Origin of the sequence: Streptomyces sp. NPDC050560, assembly GCF_044457285.1 — a bacterium.
Classification (GTDB): domain Bacteria; phylum Actinomycetota; class Actinomycetes; order Streptomycetales; family Streptomycetaceae; genus Streptomyces.
In genome coordinates this window covers 151,031-166,895 of record NZ_JBITGT010000007.1, presented here as the reverse complement: position 1 = coordinate 166,895, position 15,865 = coordinate 151,031, and the positions used below count along the sequence as shown (strand labels likewise).

The window sequence follows — 15,865 nt, the reverse complement described above, 5'->3', positions numbered from 1 at the left end:
CCCCGGCGACGACGTTCCGCGTCGCGCCCCCGGCGGACAAGGGCCGGTGGCGGCAACCGCGGATGACGTGACCGACCGTAACCGCGCCGTGCCGACAGCGGCCGAAACGTACCCGGTGCGCACGGTGGAAGACCTGCTGACCGCCCGCCACGCGGTGCGCGCGGCGACACAGGACCTGGGCTTCAGCCTCGTCGACCAGACCCGTGTGGTCACCGCCGCAAGCGAGTTGGCCCGGAACGCCTATGTGCACGGCGGGGGAGGCACGCTGACCATCGACCGCCTGCACAGGATGCGCGGAACCGGAGTGCGGCTCGTCGTGCGGGACGAAGGACCCGGCATCAGCGATCTCGACGGCGCCCTGGCCGACGGCTTCACCACCGGCGGCGGCCTGGGACACGGTCTCGGCGGGGCACGACGGCTGATGCACGAGTTCGTCGTACAGTCCGCCCCGGGGCAGGGCACCACGATCACGGTTGTCCGATGGGCGACCCCATGAGCCTGAAAGAGCCGTCGCGGTTCGTCACCCGGCAGGTCAGGATCGACCACTACAGCGCCGTCCACCTGGCGGCCACCCTCGCCCGCGAGACGGCGGCGAACTGCGGCCTTCCCGGCTCGCTTCCCGACCAGGCGGCGGCGATGGCCAGCGAACTGGCGAGCAACCTGGACAAACACGCCTCCGACGGCATCGTGTTTCTCCACGCTCTCCCGCTGGGCAGGGGGATGGAGATCCTTGCCGCGGACCGCGGTCCCGGGATGGCGGACCTGAAGCGCTGCCTTGCCGACGGCTACTCCACCACCAACACCCTCGGCAGCGGGCTCGGCGCGGCCCGCCGGGTCGCCACCGACTTCACCGTACGCACTCGGGTGCCGGACGGCACGATCGTCTCCGCACGGCTCGCCTTCCCCCGTGGCAGGTCATCGGGGACACGGGAGGAAGAGGGGCGCGCCCCCGAGGCGACCGGGACCGGTACGGGTGCCGTGTGTGTGCCGGCCGACGGGGAGCAGGAGTGCGGCGACGGCTGTGCGATCGTCGATTCCGGCACCGGCCGCACCGCCCTCGTCGTCGACGGCCTGGGGCACGGCGAACTCGCCGCGCGCGCGGCCCGGGCCGCGCTGAAGATGTTCCACGCGAGCAGCCATCAGCCGCTGCCCGACATCATGAACGCCCTCCACCAAGCGCTGCGGCACACGCGCGGAGCGGCCGTGGGGCTCGTCAGACTGGAGGCGGGCCGGGCACAGTACTGCGGTGTGGGCAACATCCGGCTGTGCGTGCTCTCCATCCACGAGTCCCACCGTCGTCTCGACGGACGTCCTGGCGTCGTCGGCTGGAACATGCCCACGCCCCAACTGCGCACGATGCCGCTGCACCCGGGGCAGGTGTGCGTGCTGTACTCCGACGGCATCGAAGCACGCTGGACGCACGATCCCTCGCCCTTCCTCCTGAGGCTGCCCGCCGAACTGCTGCCGGCCGCCCTCGTACACCGCCACCGGCGTACGCGTGACGACTCCACCGCACTCAGCCTGACAGGCTTGTCATGATCAGACGATCTCCCCCGCCCCGGACCGTGGCCACCCTCACCGCACTGCGGCGAGCGGCACGCCGCGTCGCCGACGCGTACGGGCTCGGCGTGGAGACCCGCGCCCGCCTGGCGGTATCCGTCTCGCTCGCCGCCCACACCTGGCTCGCAGGGCACCGGACGGTTAGCCTCGCCGCGACACGGGACGACAACACCCTCACCGTCACGCTCACCTGCCCGCCGGGAGCCGACCCCCCGCACCCGTCCAGGCTGCCGCTGCCCGCGGAGTTCGGACCCGACGGCACCACCCGATGGCATCTGCCCCTCCCGCCCCGCGACGCCCCGGCCGTCGACGGGGACGACGATCAGACCGAGAGCGAACTTGCGGCCGTCCTCGCCCGCATGGACACGCTGACCGTGGACCACGCCCGCCTCAAGGACGAACTCGACGAGACCAACAGCGGCGTGCTGGCCCTGTACGTACAACTCGAAGAGCGGGACGAGCAACTGCGCCGCAGCCACGGCCAGATGCTCCGCAAACTGGAGGACGCGCTGCGCCCCGCGCCGCTCACCGTGCCCGGTCTCAGACTCGCCGTCCACTACGAGCCGGCCGAGACCGACGCCCCCTCCGGAGGAGACTTGTACGACTGGTTCGTCCTCCCTGACAAGATCGTCCACATCACCGTCGTCGACGCCCTCGGCCACGGGATCGGCAGCACCCGTACGGCGCTCAGCGTCACGCACACGGTGCGCACGCTCGCCCTGGAAGGGCACCCGCTTGAGGACATCGTGCGCCGGGCCGCCGAGAACCTCGCCATCGTCGACCCCGACCTGACCGCCACCGTGCTCCTGGCCCGGCTCGACCCCCGCACCGGCGAACTGCACCTGGCCAACGGAAGCCACCCGCCGCCCCTCCTCGTCCGCCGGGACGGCCACACGCGGTACCTTCAGGTCTCCGGCCGCGGGGTCGGCTTTCCGCTGCCCGGCAGCGAAGCCACGCTGAGCACCCACCTCACCCCTGGCGACCTTCTGCTCCTGTACACCGACGGTCTCACCGAGAGCCGCAAGAACCCGGTGGAGGGCGAACAGCGCCTGATCACCTCGGCCCTCCGCCACCGTGAGCAGCCCATAGACGCCATCCCCAGGGCCATAGCCGACGAGATGCACGGCAGCACCGTGCTCCACCCGGACGACACACTCGCCCTCGCCCTCCGCCTCACCCCCAAGCCGCTGGACTGACACGGTTCTTGGGGGTGCTCTGTTCTCGGCGGCCAGAAAACTCCGGCTGTCGGAAACAGCCAGTGCTACCGATTGGTAAACGCGGCTGGACCGCTCACTTTTTGCTGTACGCCGTTTACTTGCCGGTCGGAGGGCAAGGTGTGATTTCGCACGTGATCGAGCCCCTTCAACCGGCCGGTCCCCTTCTGAATCGCCCGAGGAGAGAGCCATGTCCCGCAGTCCCCGAATCCTGCTCACCGCACTCGCTCTGACCGCGACGGGTGCCCTGCTCACATCCTGTCAGGACGACGGCTCCGACAACGGAAAGGCGGAGAACGCCGGGGACTCGTCCTCGGCCTCGCAGTCGACCAAGCCCCCCGGTGACGAGAGCAGCAAGACGGCGGACAACGCCGGAGGCTCCGGCGGCGACAACAAGGTCACGGGCACCTGGCACGGCACCGTCACCTACATGGCTCCCGGCAAGTACCTGATCAAGGAGGCCAAGGGTGGTGAACAGGCGTTTCTCACCGCCGAGGCGACCGACATCGAGGGAATCGCGAAGATCTGCGGAGACGGGGGCCAGTCCGCCACCCGTTGCACCGCGGCGCAACTCGAAGCCGCATCCCACAGGGGCTTTTCCGCGACCGTCACACTCGAGAAGGGCATCGCGACCAAGATCGCCGAGGACCACCCGGCCGGTGGGGGCAGCGACGCCGACCAGCCGAAAAAGGTCTATTTGCAGGGCGTTTCGCACTACGTGGCCCCCGGCAAGTACTCCGTCACCGACGACGGGACCAAGAAGGAGCGCGCCTTCCTCACCACCACGAACACCGTCATCAACGGCGCCGGCTGGATCTGCGGTACCGAGAAGAAGACCCAGCGCTGCACCACCGAGGAGCTGGACGCTGCCACCAAGCGAGGAGTGCGCCTCGTCGTCGAGATCACCGACGACGGCACGGCCGTCACCATCGACGAACAGCACAACTGAGTCGCGTCCCCACCGGAGCACCGTCCCTCTTCTGCCGCCGCCCGACCGCCGGGGGGCTACCGCCCCGCGGCCGTGACGCCCGCCTCCCGCTTCTCACCCTCGACGGCGATCGGGCAACTCGCGAGTCCCGCATGCGGCTATTTGCCGGGTCCGCCGCCACGCTTTCGGCTGTGGGCGGTGAACAGTTCGGGGAACTGCTGCCGTGGCCCAGGGAGGTTGACGCGCTCGCGCGCGACAGGGCCCGCCACCGGCGTCAGGTGGGCAGCCGTCGAGGAAGCGCGTGAGGGATACGCCACGGGACTTCCACTCAACTGCGCCTCGGTAAGCCGTGGGCGGGTCTCCCGCCAGGCGCCTGACAGATCGGAAGACCTCGTCGGGGACGTCAAGGCGGCAACCTCTGCCCGGGACATCGAGGCGGTAGTGTCCGCCGGAGCGGGCGCGGGCGCCAGCGGCCGGGAGACGCCGCCGCCGTAGGGCCCTTTCCTGGCCGCGGCCCTTTTCGCGGCTCCGGCGGCGGAGGCCCTGCCCGCCTTTTCACCTATGCGTTTGCGGACCTCAGGATCTCTGGCCGCGTTGGCTCGCCGCTTGGCCTCGCTGCGCTGCTCCGGAGTCTGGTGTTTGCCGCCTTTCAGGGCGTTCTCCCTGCGGGCGGCGGTAGGTATGGACAGGGCGGCTTTCCGGGCTCTTTCGCTCCTCTGCTCCGGCGTCCCCGACAAGGCCGCGTGCCGGGCACGCCTGCTACGCGCTTCGGCTGGGTCCTCTGGTGCCACGTGTCCTCCGTCGTTCCGGGGTGAGAGGGTCCGGTTCTCCTTCAACGGGCCATGGAAATCGCCGGTTCAAGGGGTGACGAGTGACTGCGGGCAATCGATGGTCAACGCTCCCCCGCCGCCCCGCGCCGGAAAAGCCACCGTTCGGCGGCCCGCCGCGAGGCGGTGCGGGGGGCGAAGGACCCGGAGGTCCCGGGGCGTCGACCTCTCAACGCCGTCGTCTCAGCGTGAGGGCCCTCCGCCACTCCTGCGGCTGGTGCCTCCCTGAGCCCCGCGCCCCCTTTGACCCCGCAGCTCTTCCGGCACCTGCCGCCGGCGGACATGGCTGCTCCGCTGCAACCCGCCGGTTCGCGACGAGGACGCCGGTGAAGCGTGGCCCGCCTCCCGGCCGGGCTCTTGCGAGATGGTGAGCCTCGCCACCTGCGCCCGAAGCTCGTCCGGGTTGCGATCGAGCCGGTACAGCTGTTCCGTCGTGAGGTGACTCAGCGAAGGCCGCTGCGCCGGGTACTGAGACTGCGTCTGGGGGTACGCAGGCTGGGGCGAGTCAACCGGGCTCACCTGGTAGTCGGACGGAGGCCGACTGTGCGACGGGTCGATCGGGCTCACGTCCTGAGCCGGAGCCTGGCTCCACCGTGCAGACCCGGTCCGGCTCACCGGCGTCGGCGGCTCGGAGGCCGCGTGCTGGGCCGCGAACGGGTCCAGATCCATTCCCGTCGGCATCGCGCTGCTGCTGCCGTGTTGTGGAGCCATGGGCGGCGGATAGTACGCGTTTGTTCCCGGGTACGCAGGTGACGCCGTCATCGGCTGGGACCTGGCCGCCTCGGCGCGCATTTGCTCCTGATATCGCATCTGGGCCAGCCGGGCGTAGTCTGCGGCCTCCTGGCTTGAGGGCAGGTCGTGTGGGTTGTACTCCATGTACCCGGGTGGTGCTTCGTGCTCCGTGCCGCTCACCTGATGGACTGCGTAACCCCGCCGACTCTGGCCGGCTCCGCTCCGTTCCTGCCGGTCGCGTCCTGACATGCTGGCTTCCTTCCTCCCGTCGGTTCAACGGGACGCAAACCAGCGCCGCATGGCCGGGTAACCGTTGGCCCACACCACGCGGTTGCTCATGCTCTGGCTCACGTCTCCTCCTCCGGCGCTTCAGTGCCGGCGCCCACGGGCTCCTGATCGTGGCGGATGTCAGTGCAACGGATGCCGTCATCATGTGGTTCGATTCCTCGGCCGTGCCGCCTCACGCGTACCGAGGTGAGGTGATCGGGTGACACCGTCGATCCGGCCTGATGCGGACAGCCTGATGCGGACAAACGACCCTAGTTGGTACCGGCGGTGAGTTCGCCGAAGAGCTTGTTCGCGGTGGGGGAGGCGAACAGGCGTGTCATCTCTGCGCGGGCGACCTGCTTGCGGAACTCTCCTTCGTAGGAGGTGTCACCGGCGTTGTGCATGAGATCGGTGATCCATGTGGCGAACGCCTGGTAGTTCCAGATGTGGCGCAGGCAGTCCGCGGAGTAGCTTTCCAGCAGGCTCGCATCGTCCTTCTGGATGCGGGCGAGGACCGCGCGGGCGAAGACGTCGGTGTCGTGGAGGGCGAGGTGAATGCCCTTCGCGCTCATCGGCGGGACGATATGGGCCGCGTCGCCCAGCAGGAACAGCTTGCCGTGGCTCATGGGGTCGAAGACCGAGCTGCGCAGCGGGACGACCTGCTTGCTCAGGATCTCGCCGCTGGTCACGGTGGTGCCGAAGCGGGCCTCCAGCTCGCTCCAGATGCGCGCGTCGGGCCACTGCTCGGGGGTGTCGTCCCCGGGGCACTGGAGGTAGATGCGCGTGGCGTCGGCGCCGCGGGGGATCATCCCGGCCAGGCCGCGTTCGTGGATGGCCATGCCGGCCGGGTCGGTCGCCGCGGCGGCCCAGACGGTGAGCCAGGAGTAGCCGTAGTCGTAGGAGTACTCGGTCAGCACGTCGGCGGGGATGGAGGCCCGGCTCACCCCGTGGAAGCCGTCGGCGCCTGCGAGGAAGTCGCAGGTGATGGCGTGTGCGGTGCCGTCGGGGTCCCGGTAGCGGACCGTGGGGTGCCCGCTGTCGAGGTCTTGCAAGGTCACGTCTAGGGCCTCGTGACGCAGGTCTCCGCCCTCGGCCAGGAAGGCGTCGGTGAGATTGCGAACCAGGACGTGCTGGGGAACGAACATGCCGTCGTCTTCGTCGTGTTCGATGTCCATCGGCATCGGCCGGCCGTCGATGAAGAAGCCGCCCTCGTTCTGCGGGATGGGGTCGCCTTCCAGGACTTCACCGAGCCCCCACCTGCGGATGACGCCCACCCCGAAGCTGTCGATGGCCCCGGCGCGCTGGCGCTGGTCCACGTACGCACGGCTGCGCTTTTCCAGCACGACGCAGCCGATGCCGTTGCGCAGCAGGATGTTGCCGAGGGTGAGCCCGGCGACACCGGCCCCCACGATGACGACGGGCGGGTGCTCGTGTGTCTCAGCCATGGGTTCCGGGTCTCCTCGGGTCGGGGATCGGTGGCCGCCGTCCAGATGGTGCGGCGTACTGACCACCACCCTGGGACGCGCCCCGGGCCGCACACCACCGGGAGACCGACACCCGATACCGAAAACCCGCCAACCTGTGAATCCGGATCTGGCATCAGGAATCTGCGGAGCGTGCGTGCGCCGCGGCGGATCGGCTACGGCAGGGCGGGACCGCCCCGCAAATCCGCCTGGTAGCTGCCCGGCGTCTGGCCGACGACCGCATGGAAGGCGTCGATGAAGCTGGACGGGTTCGACCACCCGCACGTCACCGCGGTATCGGTGACCGACATGCCCTTGGTGAGATGGGCCAGTGCGTGGTGGATACGCAGAATGGTGCGCCACCGGTGGAAGCTCATGCCCAGTTCGGTGTGGAACAGACGGCTCAGGGTGCGCTCGCTGGCTCCCGCGACCCGTCCCAGCTCGGCCAGGGTCGCGGGCCCGGCGGGGTCGGAGTGCAGGAGGTCGGTGACGGCGCGGAGCCTGTCGTCACCGGGTTCGGGCAGGTGCAGTGACTGTTCAGGGGTGTCGTGGAGCTGGTCGATCACCACGGCGAGCAGCCGTCGGCGGGCGCCGGGGCGGGTCTCGGGCCGGTCGTCGGTCAGAGCCAGGACGGCCTCGCGCAGCAGCGCGCCGACGGCGAAGACGCTGGGGTGTCCCACGAGTTCACCGCACAGCTCGACCGGGATCGTCAGCAGGCGTACGTCGGTGCGCCCGTAGAAGCGGTGACTGTGGGCGAAGCCGGGTGGTGTCCATGTGGCACGGTTGGCCGGGGCCACCCAGGTTCCGCGCTCCGTCGTGGTGGCGAGCGTTCCGGCGGCCGCGTAGACGAGCTGGCCCTGGTCGTGGGTGTGAGAGTCGAGGTGGTAGCCACGCGGCAGCCACCCGGCGCCGCTGGGCATGTCCTGTGGTTCGGGGGGCCCGGGAGGAGGCTGGCGGTTTTCCGGCATCGCTTGTCAGGATACCGGTGACGCGCGAGCCGGAGCGGGCCGGACAGTGGCGGTCAGCGCCCTCGCGTCGGGACCTCCTCGCCCGCCGGGGCTTCCGTCCTCCCGCGCGGGCTCCGCCGCCGTCGGCGGTAGTACAGGGCGGCGGCCGCGGCGAGCAGCAGCGCGAGGCCGACGGCCGCGGTGACATAGAACGACGACGTGGCCCACGCGGGCCCCGGCCAGACCCGTACGGCGACACCGGCCTTGTCGTTCCCGTGCCGGTCGTCGTGGTTCGGATGCTTCGCGTCGGCGCCCCGTACGGTGACCTGGCCGCCGCGCTCCCCGGTCTTCTCGTCGATACGCAAGGTGAAGGGGAAGAGGGTCACTTGGCCGGCTCTGCCGCCCGGAGCCGTGCATGCGTAGCGGCGGGCGGGCGGCTGTCTGTCGCTGGCCGAGTCGGTCATCGGGGTGCCGTCGGTGCCGAGGGCCCGGCAGTCCTGGTCAAGTACCTCTTCGTCGCGCATGGGGTCGTACGGGGACTCCACGACGCTCGTACCGGCCGGCACGGTGAAGCCGACCGTGACGGGTGCGCTGCGCGGGGACCCGGGACCGTGGGTGCGGAAGCCGATCCGCATGCTCTGCCGACTGCCGACCGGGCCCTTGACCGTGGCTCCCACGGCGGCGAGGTCCGTGTGACTCGTGGCGGCGACCTGGAGTCGGGGGCCCGTCCATCCGGCCGTCCTGTCGGCCGGGACCAGCCGGAGGTCGGCGCCCGATCCCGCCGTGGCGGATGCCCAGTTCACCGGCCACGCCGTGGCGTCCCCCGTGAGGGCGCTGGCGGAGTAGCCGACGTCGGGATACAGCGCGTCGGCCGATGCCCGCAGCCGCTCGTGTGCGTCGAGTGCGTACGACTCACCGGGCGCGATGACGGCTTCGGAGGCCGGGAGCGGGCACCGGGCCGACCCGCCCTGGTAACGGCAGTTGCGGTGGGTGCTGTCGAAGGAGAACCCGTCTCTCGCCTCCATTGCCAGGACCACCCCTCGCGCGGGCACGTCACCGGTGTTGCGGACGACGACCCGGACACCGACCGTGCCGCCAGGGGACACGGTCGTACGGTCCGGCCGCTGTGTCACTTCCAGTTCGGGGGTGCCGACCACGATGGTGGTGCGGCCCTTGGCGGCCGGGACGCCGGGGGAGTGCACGGTGTAGCGCACGACGCCGGTGTCACCGGCCTTGCTGCCCTCGGCCGGTACCACGTGGAAGGTCTGCCCCGCCCGGTTCTGCCGGTCCGTGCGCATGGTGCAGCCGAAGACCGGCTGCCTGATCCGGTCGATCCGGCACCAGTCGCCTCCCCTTTTGAGCACGGCGATTCCCGCGAGGCCCCGGATGTCGAACGTGACGGAGACGTCGGTGGGCCCGGCACCGGTGATCTTCTGGCTGACGTCGAGGTCGTTCTCGGAGTCGAGGGCCCGGTCCGGGTCCATCGAGACATAGACGACCTCGGGGACATCCAGACTCAGCCGCGACGCGTGGACCGCTCCACAGCCGCCGAGCAGCACGGCCAGGGCCATGACCACCAGCACAGCCGCAGAACGGCCTCTGGAACAGGTGACGTTCATCCGACCACCCTGCATCGCACGGGTCACGGCAGGACTACGGGGTGGCGGCGGATCGGAGTACGAGGAAGACGGCGAGAGCCACGAGGGCACGGTCCTTGAGACGCGGCTCGCCGGGTGCGCCGAGGAAGAGCCGCCGGGGCCCCTGGCGGCCGTGCCTGGGCGGTGTCGACGTCGGTGTCGGTGTGGTACACCCGAATTCTCATGCCGTTGTCCCGGAGGGCCTCATGCGCCGACTCGCCGTCTTTCTCGCGTCGTCCGACGGGCATGACCCGGCGTACGCGGAACTGGCCGCCGCTACGGGCGCCGAGTTGGCCGGGCGGGGGGTCGGTCTCGTCTACGGGGGTGGTCGGCGCGGGCTCATGGGGGTGCTGGCGGACAGCGTGCTGAGGGCGGGGGGCGAGGTCGTCGGGGTCATGCCGCGTGGCATGGTCGAGCGGGAGTGGGCGCACCAGGGGGTGACCGAGCTGGTCATATGCGACTCCATGCACGAGCGTAAGGCGATCATGGCGGAACGTGCCGACGCCTTCGCCGCGCTGCCCGGCGGCCTCGGCACCCTGGAGGAGGTCTTCGAGGTGTGGTCGTGGCGTCAACTCGGCTTCCACACCAAGCCCGTCGGGTTCCTCGACGCGGGCGGTTTCTGGGCCCCGCTGCTCGGTGCCCTGCGCGGCATCGCCGACTCCGGTCTCCTGCCCGCCGCCACCCTGGACGACCTCGCCGTGGCCCCCGATCTGCCCGGCCTCCTCCAGGCGTTGGAGGAGCGGCTGCGCGGCGGCTCGCGCCCCGCGCACGGGAAGGATTTGGTCTGAGGCCGGGGCGTCCGGGGGCCAGGGGGCGGCACCCGGCCCTCGTCACACCCTCTCGCCGCCCCCGCGCGTCACACCCGTCCCCCGCTCTCGCCCCCGCCCCCATCCGTTGCGCAGGGCGCGGATGGGCGCGGCTCGCGCAGGGTCCTGGGGCGCTGGTCCGTCCAGTGGTGCTCGATGTGGTCGAGGCACCGGCGGCGGCCGGTCGCGGGCAGTTCGACGCGCCAGCCGGACGGTATGTCGATCCGGGCGGGCCAGAGCGAGCGCTGCTCCTCGTCGTTGACCAGTACCAGGTAGGGCGCGTCGGGGTCTTCGAACAGGTTCTGCACGGAGTGCTCCTCGGGGCGGGCGGAAGGGGCCGTTCAGCGTGGTGATGCCGCGTGGGTGTCGGCCCGTTCACGGCCCGTGGGGGCGGCGGCCGTGCGCAGGGGCCCGGGGGCGGCGGGGTTCGCGGGATGGACGCCGAGGTTGTGGCGGGCGATGGCGATGCCCAGGTCCTGGACCGAGTACACCGTGTAGTAGTACATCTGCGGGGCCACCGCGGGGCCGAGGGCGAGGGTGAACTCGTCGGTGAAGTCGCCGTCCTCACCGACCGCGGCGGCGCGCAGGGGGGCGCGGAGGGTGTAGTCGGTGAGGTAGCCGGGGGTGTAGAAGCCGTAGTGGACGGTGCCGGGGCGGGCCCTGGCGATCTCGACGCGCACGGTCACCGTCCCACCGGTGTGCGTGCTCACGGGAGACCTGCTGACCAGGGCCGGTCCGCCGACGAGCCGGAAGTCGCTGTCGCCGCAGCGTACGCACGCGACGACCTCGACGTCCGGGACGACATGGCTCCTGCCGGTCCTGACGAACCGCTGGGCGATGTCGCCGCAGGTGTGGCACGCCATCGGTGCGGGGGCCGAGCGGACCGCGGAGCGCTCGGCCCAGTAGTCGGGGTAGTCCATCATCGGATCGTCCGGGTCCGCCGCGATCCGCCTGGCGACGGAGCGGTCCAACGCGGCGAGGTCATGCGTCAGCCGGGTGTGGATACGGGCCGACTCCGCGGGCGACGTGCGGCGCAGCAACGGGGCGTATTTCTTCAGGAACTTGGCGCAGGCCGACTTCAACGGGTGGTCGGCGGGGAGCAGTCCGCTCTCCGCCCAGCCGACGGCCCGGTCGAGGGCGAGGGACAGCAGCCGCTCGGTCTCGCGTTGTTCCGGGCTGTCGGTGCGGAACGCCGCCAGGGTCGCGGGTGTGGTGTCCGGGTTCCGCTGGACGCCGTGGCGCAGGAAGACGGCGTACGGGTTGACGTCGGCGATGCCGGCGTTGAGCACGGCCGCCATGTCGGTGCCCGAGTCCTGGTGGTCGAGGAACCGCGCCGACTCGGGCATTCCGGCGTTGCTGGCCGTGACGGCGGCGATGACGGTCTGGGCGGTGCCGTCGATGGCCGCGAGCAGCATCTGGTAGCGCACCGCGTAGGAGCCGGTGTCGGGGAAGGTGCCGCTGTGGCAGGCGTTCAGGATCACTTCGGCCGCCGTGAACTCGCGAAAGCGGATCATGTCGAGCGCGTCGGAGGCATCCGGGTAGCCGTAGCCGTAGCGGGGCCGCAGGGTGACGGGGCCCTCGGGCGCGTCGGCGTCGCTGTCGCCGGTCAGTGCCCAGCGGCCCAGCAGGAGTACCTGGTCCTTGCCGTGTGACTGGAACTGGAGGCGGCGCCAGGGCGCTGCGGAGAGGTATCGGCGTATGTCGTGGGTCTGGAAGTCCTCGTAGGACAGCACCGACATGCCCTCGGGCGGGTCGGCCACCACGTCCTGGCCGGTGAGCAGCGCCTGTCTGGTGACCTCCGGCCGCACCCCGGCGTACTGCTTCGCGATCATCCAGCTCACCGACGCCATGTCCCTGCCGGTCAGTACGGAGACGCCCGGGCGGGGGGCGTTGAAGCCCATGAGGGGTGCGACGACCGTGGACGTCAGGTGCTGATAGAGGCCGCAGATGAGCAGCGAGGGGGCGCCGGACGCCGCCTCGGGGTCCGTTGTCCAGGTGTGTGCGAGCGGGCGCAGGAGGACGCGGACGGCGTCGGCCCCCGCGGCGTCCCCCAGGAGGTCGAGGCCCGTGTCGACGGGTGCGGGGACGGTGGCCGTGCCGTAGAGGTCGGCGGCGCGCCCGGCCGACGCGCGCAGGTCGGGGCGGTGGGCGGCGAGGAAGGGCACCGGGCCGTCCCGGTTGTCGAGGAGGCGCACGGCCGCCCGTGACAGGGCGGCGGGGGTGTCGCACGGCTGGAACATCGCACTGCGCTCGATGGGCGCCACGGCGCATCGCCTCTCTTGTGTCTCCTGCGGTCAATGCCCGCAGCAATACGGGGTCTTGGAGGGGGCGGGGCGGGCCGCGTCAGGCCAGTTCCGCCAGTTCGCAAAGGGCGGTCTCCACGGAGTCGAGCAGTGTCCCGGCGGTCACCCCGCCGATGCCGTCCTCGCGCCAGAGCATCACGAGTTCCCAGGAGCCGTCGCGGCGCGGGATGGCCTCGAACATCAGCTCAAGCTCCGTGGACGGCGGCGGGACCCGCACCGCCTCCACCGTCACCCCGGGGCTGAACTCCCCGTATGGCAGGGGCTGTTGGAGTACGGACCAGACCTGGAACCACGGGTGGCGGCCGCGGGTGGCCGGCAGGACGCGCACGAGTTCGTCGAACGGTGTCCTCGCGTGCTCCAGGGCGGACACCAGGGCGTCCGCGGCCCGCGTCAGGAGTTCGTCCGCGGGCAGGTCGCGGGAGCCGTCGAGCGGCACGACGAGGGGGTTGACGAAGTAGCCGGTGACCGACGCGAGCGCCGGGTCGAAGCGGCCCGCGGTCGCGGTGCCCAGGCAGACGTCGGGGGCGTCGAAGGCGCGGGCCAGGCCGCGGCCGGTGGCGGCGAGCAGCGCGGCGGCCGGTGGGCCTCCGTGCCGGCCCGCGGCCCGCGTCAGGCGTTCGACGGTGTGTGGCGCGACGGACACGACCCGTTCGCGGCGGGTGGCCTGCCCGGCCGACGTGGGTGCGGGGAGCACGGCGGGTGCCGTGTGCCGCAGGGCTTGGCGCCAGAACGGCAGGTCGTCGCGTGTCCAGCGGTCGACGTTGCGGTGTTCCCAGTGCGCGTAGTCCGCGTAGCAGGGCGCCGGTGTGAACGAGGGGGCGCTCCCTGTGCGGCGCGCCGTGTAGGCGGTGCCCAGGTCGTCGATGAGCAGGGCCTCCGACCAGCCGTCGAAGGCGATGTGGTGCAGGTGCAGACAGAGCAGGTGGTGGTCGTCGTCCAGATCGCACCAGCGGGCCCGCAGCGGGAGTTCGTCGTCGAGCGAGAAGGGCCGCTCCCACCAGTCGAGCGTCGCCAGCCGCGCCGCCTCCCGCGCGTCGGCCGGTGCGGCGCCGCCGTCCGGCTTCGTCCGCTCCCACTCGGGTACGGCCGCGTCGGGGGCGAGCACCCGCGGTACGGGCAGGTCGTCGCCGTCCCAGGGGAAGACGGTGCGCAGCGCCGCGTGGCGTTCGACGACGTCCCGCAGGGCGAGTTCGAGGGCGTCGCTGTCGACGGGGCCCGTCAACCGGTAGGCCAGTACGAGCATGTTGTCGGCGTCGCCCGGCGAGGTCTGCTCGGCGAGCCAGAAGCGGCGCTGTGCGTGTGTCATCGGGGCCGGGCCGCGGGACCCCCCGGTGTCCTGCGGCATCAGCGGCGCGGTCGGCGGCGCCTCGGCGCCGCGGGCCCTGAGCCGGTCGACGGTGCGCAGCCGGTACACGTCGGCGACGGTGATACGGGCGTCGGCCCAGCGGGCGACGAGCACGGCGACGCGGACCGCGTCGAGGGAGGTCGTACCGGCGTCGATCAGGTCGTCCCCGGCGCCGAGCCGCGGCATGGCGAGCAGTTCGCGTACCCGTGCCAGCAGCGGATCGGCGGCCGGTGCGTCGCCCGTGCCCCGCTCGGCGCCGGCCCGTCGCCGCGCGTCGGCCAGTCGGGCGGCGACCGCCGCGCGGTCCGTCTTGCCCGCGGGGGTACGGGGCAGGGCGGGGAGGGTGGCGTAGTGCCGGGGCACCATGTGGGCGGGCAGCGACCTGCCCAGGTGGGCACGGAGCTGGGTCTCCCAGTCCGCGGGCTGTGCGGCACGGGGCACCACGCATGCCACCAAGTGGGCGCCGCCGGGGGCGTGTTCGTCGAGCAGTACCACGCAGTCGGCGACCTCAGGACGGGCGCGCAGGGCCTCTTCGACCTCGCCGAGTTCGATACGGAAGCCGCGCAGCTTGATCTGCTGGTCGGCCCGGCCGAGGATGTCGAGGCGGCCGTCGGGCAGGAAGCGGGCCAGGTCGCCGGTGCGGTAGGCGCGGCTGCCCGGGGCGCCGAAGGGGTCGGCGACGAAGCGCTCCGCGGTCAGTCCCGGGCGCCCCGCGTAGCCGCGGGCGAGCCCGGCGCCGGAGATCCACAGCTCGCCGATGCCGCCGGGGCCGAGGCGGCGGCCGTGCCCGTCGACCACGTGGAGGCCGGTGTTGTCGATGGCGGTGCCGACGGTGACGGGCTCGGGCTCCGTGATGCGGGACGCGGTGGACCACACCGTCGTCTCGGTCGGCCCGTACAGGTTCCACAGGGCGCGGCCCCGCTTGAGCAGGCGCCGGGCGAGCTGCCCGTCGAGGGGTTCGCCGCCGGAGACGAGGGTGAGGCCCGGGTGGCCCCGCCAGCCCCACTCGGTCAGCATCCGCCAGGTGGTCGGGGTGGCCTGGACGAAGGTGACGCCGTGCTCCTCGACGGTGGCGGCGAGGGCGGCGGGGTCGGTGTTGGCGTCGGCCGGGGCGAGCACGACGGTGGCGCCGACGGTCAGGGGCAGGAACATTTCGAGCGTGGAGATGTCGAACGACAGCGGGGTCAGGCCGAGGACCCGGTCCCCGGCGCGGAGACCTGGCTCCCTGGCCATGCTGTGCAGGAACGACACGATCGAGGCGTGGGTGACGGCGACGCCCTTGGGGCGGCCGGTGGAGCCCGACGTGTAGATGACGTAGGCGAGGTTGCGCGGCTCGACGCCCGGGTCCACGGGCGCGGTGGCGCGGGCGCCGTGGGGTTCCGCCGCCCCCTCGGCCGCCATGAACTCCAGCCCCTCGCCTTCGAACGGGGCACACGTCGTGTGCCGCGCGCCGCACAGCACGAGCCGCAGGCCGCAGTCCCCTGCCATATGGGCGAGCCGCTCCGCCGGATAGCCCGGGTCGAGCGGTACGTACGCCCCACCGGCCTTGAGCACCCCGAGCAGCGCGACGAGCAGTTCGGCGGAGCGCGGCAGGCAGACGCCGACCAGGGACTCGGTGCCCGCGCCGCGCGCCCGCAGCCGGGCTGCCAGCAGGGTGGCGCGTGCGTCGAGTTCGGCGTAGGTCAGCCGCTCGCCGTGCGCCAGCAGCGCGAGCGCATCGGGGGACGCCGCCGCCTGGCGCTCCCACAGGTCCACCAGTGTGGTCGGTGTCATGGGTGGGGTTCCCTTCGGGTCGGGGGGCGGCGGGGACACGGTCGGCGGGGGGATCGGAGGCCG

General features: G+C 71.9%; 11 protein-coding genes. 5 read left to right on the top strand and 6 right to left on the bottom strand.

Going from position 1 to position 15,865, the window contains the following annotated elements; genetic code table 11:
• Nucleotides 1-67: 67 nt before the first annotated feature.
• The 4 genes from ACIBIW_RS17750 to ACIBIW_RS17735 all read left to right on the top strand — a co-directional run bounded on the left by ACIBIW_RS17750 (nucleotide 68) and on the right by ACIBIW_RS17735 (nucleotide 3,723).
• A complete protein-coding gene (locus ACIBIW_RS17750; protein WP_399337056.1) occupies nucleotides 68-496 on the top strand; it encodes an ATP-binding protein in 429 nt (142 codons plus the stop codon).
• A complete protein-coding gene (locus ACIBIW_RS17745; protein WP_399337054.1) occupies nucleotides 493-1,539 on the top strand; it encodes a SpoIIE family protein phosphatase in 1,047 nt (348 codons plus the stop codon). Before ACIBIW_RS17750 ends, ACIBIW_RS17745 begins: the two co-directional genes overlap by 4 nt.
• Nucleotides 1,536-2,756 (top strand): PP2C family protein-serine/threonine phosphatase, encoded by a 1,221-nt coding sequence (locus tag ACIBIW_RS17740; protein WP_399337052.1) that lies wholly within the window; start codon nucleotides 1,536-1,538, stop codon nucleotides 2,754-2,756. Before ACIBIW_RS17745 ends, ACIBIW_RS17740 begins: the two co-directional genes overlap by 4 nt.
• Nucleotides 2,757-2,964: 208 nt before the next feature.
• Nucleotides 2,965-3,723 carry a hypothetical protein gene (locus tag ACIBIW_RS17735; protein WP_399337050.1) on the top strand — a complete coding sequence of 253 codons (759 nt, stop codon included), beginning with the start codon at nucleotides 2,965-2,967 and terminating at the stop codon, nucleotides 3,721-3,723.
• 2,077 nt (nucleotides 3,724-5,800) lie between these two features.
• Here ACIBIW_RS17735 and ACIBIW_RS17730 read toward each other — a convergent pair.
• The 3 genes from ACIBIW_RS17730 to ACIBIW_RS17720 all read right to left on the bottom strand — a co-directional run bounded on the left by ACIBIW_RS17730 (nucleotide 5,801) and on the right by ACIBIW_RS17720 (nucleotide 9,509).
• The gene (locus ACIBIW_RS17730; RefSeq protein ID WP_399337048.1) at nucleotides 5,801-6,973 is read right to left on the bottom strand and encodes a 4-hydroxybenzoate 3-monooxygenase; all 1,173 of its coding nucleotides are present in this window, start codon (nucleotides 6,971-6,973) and stop codon (nucleotides 5,801-5,803) included.
• Nucleotides 6,974-7,167: 194 nt separating this feature from the next.
• Nucleotides 7,168-7,911 (bottom strand): AraC family transcriptional regulator, encoded by a 744-nt coding sequence (locus tag ACIBIW_RS17725; RefSeq protein WP_399337046.1) that lies wholly within the window; start codon nucleotides 7,909-7,911, stop codon nucleotides 7,168-7,170.
• 101 nt (nucleotides 7,912-8,012) lie between these two features.
• Nucleotides 8,013-9,509: a hypothetical protein gene (locus ACIBIW_RS17720; RefSeq protein WP_399337044.1), complete on the bottom strand. Its 1,497-nt coding sequence runs from the start codon at nucleotides 9,507-9,509 to the stop codon at nucleotides 8,013-8,015.
• A 272-nt stretch (nucleotides 9,510-9,781) separates the two neighbouring features.
• Here ACIBIW_RS17720 and ACIBIW_RS17715 point away from each other — a divergent pair, with 272 nt between their 5' ends.
• Nucleotides 9,782-10,363 (top strand): TIGR00730 family Rossman fold protein, encoded by a 582-nt coding sequence (locus tag ACIBIW_RS17715; RefSeq protein WP_399337042.1) that lies wholly within the window; start codon nucleotides 9,782-9,784, stop codon nucleotides 10,361-10,363.
• A gap of 68 nt (nucleotides 10,364-10,431) precedes the next feature.
• Here ACIBIW_RS17715 and ACIBIW_RS17710 read toward each other — a convergent pair whose 3' ends face one another.
• From ACIBIW_RS17710 to ACIBIW_RS17700, 3 genes are all read right to left on the bottom strand, one after another.
• Nucleotides 10,432-10,689, bottom strand: coding sequence for an MbtH family protein (locus ACIBIW_RS17710; protein WP_399337040.1), 258 nt, complete (start codon nucleotides 10,687-10,689; stop codon nucleotides 10,432-10,434).
• A 33-nt stretch (nucleotides 10,690-10,722) separates the two neighbouring features.
• Complete coding sequence (locus ACIBIW_RS17705; RefSeq protein WP_399337037.1) at nucleotides 10,723-12,645, bottom strand: hypothetical protein; 1,923 nt, start codon at nucleotides 12,643-12,645, stop codon at nucleotides 10,723-10,725.
• Nucleotides 12,646-12,724: 79 nt separating this feature from the next.
• Entirely contained in the window at nucleotides 12,725-15,802 is a 3,078-nt protein-coding gene (locus ACIBIW_RS17700; RefSeq protein WP_399337035.1) for an amino acid adenylation domain-containing protein, read from the bottom strand.
• Nucleotides 15,803-15,865 lie beyond the last annotated feature (63 nt).

What these genes read in the sequence shown, in the direction of transcription:
- ACIBIW_RS17720 (WP_399337044.1), bottom strand. Translation starts at nt 9,509, where the DNA reads ATGGCCCTGGCCGTGCTGCTCGGCGGCTGTGGAGCGGTCCACGCGTCG.
- ACIBIW_RS17700 (WP_399337035.1), bottom strand. Translation starts at nt 15,802, where the DNA reads ATGACACCGACCACACTGGTGGACCTGTGGGAGCGCCAGGCGGCGGCG.
- ACIBIW_RS17730 (WP_399337048.1), bottom strand. Translation starts at nt 6,973, where the DNA reads ATGGCTGAGACACACGAGCACCCGCCCGTCGTCATCGTGGGGGCCGGT.
- ACIBIW_RS17735 (WP_399337050.1), top strand. Translation starts at nt 2,965, where the DNA reads ATGTCCCGCAGTCCCCGAATCCTGCTCACCGCACTCGCTCTGACCGCG.
- ACIBIW_RS17715 (WP_399337042.1), top strand. Translation starts at nt 9,782, where the DNA reads ATGCGCCGACTCGCCGTCTTTCTCGCGTCGTCCGACGGGCATGACCCG.
- ACIBIW_RS17725 (WP_399337046.1), bottom strand. Translation starts at nt 7,911, where the DNA reads ATGCCCAGCGGCGCCGGGTGGCTGCCGCGTGGCTACCACCTCGACTCT.
- ACIBIW_RS17745 (WP_399337054.1), top strand. Translation starts at nt 493, where the DNA reads ATGAGCCTGAAAGAGCCGTCGCGGTTCGTCACCCGGCAGGTCAGGATC.
- ACIBIW_RS17740 (WP_399337052.1), top strand. Translation starts at nt 1,536, where the DNA reads ATGATCAGACGATCTCCCCCGCCCCGGACCGTGGCCACCCTCACCGCA.